Source organism: Oceanobacillus sp. NCCP-135, assembly GCF_059698015.1.
Genome location: NZ_BAAKSZ010000073.1, coordinates 1 through 1,138, shown reverse-complemented (window position 1 = coordinate 1,138; position 1,138 = coordinate 1). Strand labels below are relative to the sequence as shown.

The 1,138-nt window shown below is 40.1% G+C and carries 2 protein-coding genes; both read left to right on the top strand.

Annotated features, from left to right (window positions below):
- Positions 1-798 (top strand): ExeA family protein (locus tag AC6HVZ_RS19570; protein ID WP_497559791.1); only part of this gene is annotated, 798 nt, incomplete at its 5' end.
- Positions 795-1,061 carry a hypothetical protein gene (locus tag AC6HVZ_RS19565; protein ID WP_497559790.1) on the top strand — a complete coding sequence of 89 codons (267 nt, stop codon included), beginning with the start codon at positions 795-797 and terminating at the stop codon, positions 1,059-1,061. The genes AC6HVZ_RS19570 and AC6HVZ_RS19565, both read left to right, overlap by 4 nt.
- The last annotated feature ends 77 nt before the right edge of the window (positions 1,062-1,138 follow it).

The following is a 1,138-nucleotide window of genomic DNA, read 5'->3' as shown; positions in this document are numbered from 1 at the left end:
TATAAATCCTTTTATTCATTGGCAAAAAACCCTTTTTCCAAAGATATGCGACAAGAGGATGCTTTTCGTTCCACTGGTTTCCAGGAAGCGTTTAATGGCCTCGGCTATTTACAAAAGTCCAAAGGGATTGGCTTAATAATAGGGGATCCTGGGGCTGGGAAAACATTCACCTTACGCTCATTTAAGGATTCACTCAACCCAGCATTGTATCATGTGGTTTACTTTCCGCTTTCTACCGGCGGTGTCATGGATTTTTACCGAGGCTTGGCTTATGGTCTAGGAGAAGAACCAAAGTTTCGCAAAGTGGATCTGTTTCGCCAAATTCAGCACGGAATTGAACGGATGGAACAGGAACGCAAGATTACGCCAGTCTTTATTCTGGATGAGATGCATATGGCGAAGGATGCCTTTTTACAAGATTTAGCCATTCTTTTCAATTTCCAAATGGATTCATCAAATCCCTTTATTCTGATCTTAGCTGGTCTACCGCATTTGAAAACTCGACTGAATTTAAATCACCATCGCCCATTGGCTCAGCGAATTATCATGAGGTATCAAATACAGCCATTGAATAAAGAGGATGTTTCTGCTTATATGGATCATCAATTAAAGTTGGCGGGAGCTAAGATGCCAATTTTTACTGAGACTGCCCTGGAAGCCATCACATTACGATCTCAGGGATGGCCACGTGTCATCAATACATTGGCCACCAATTGCCTCTTGTATGGAGCACAATTAAAGAAGCAACAAATTGATGAGGAGATCGTCAAAATGGCAGCTGAGGAAGGCGGTTTATGATGTGGCTAGGGACTCTGTTATTTGATGTAGATGAACAGGAATGGAAAATATGTATTGGCGGAAAAATGTATGATACATTTACAGGAATAGAATTTGGAATCCGAATTCAAAACCGTTATTTCGAGGCATTTTTGGAAGAAGAATACAATGCGTGGCTTATAACACTTGAGGATGAGCTTACTTTTGCGTTAAGTCTAGTCGAAGAATATATAGTGCGGATTTCATCTAGAGAATTGGTTCCAGCATTTGATCTCCCTTTTTAAGGGGGATCTTTTTGTGGAAAGGACAGAAATAATTTGCCTAATTATTTTCAAATCCGAAATAAAGTGATTAAAAAGGC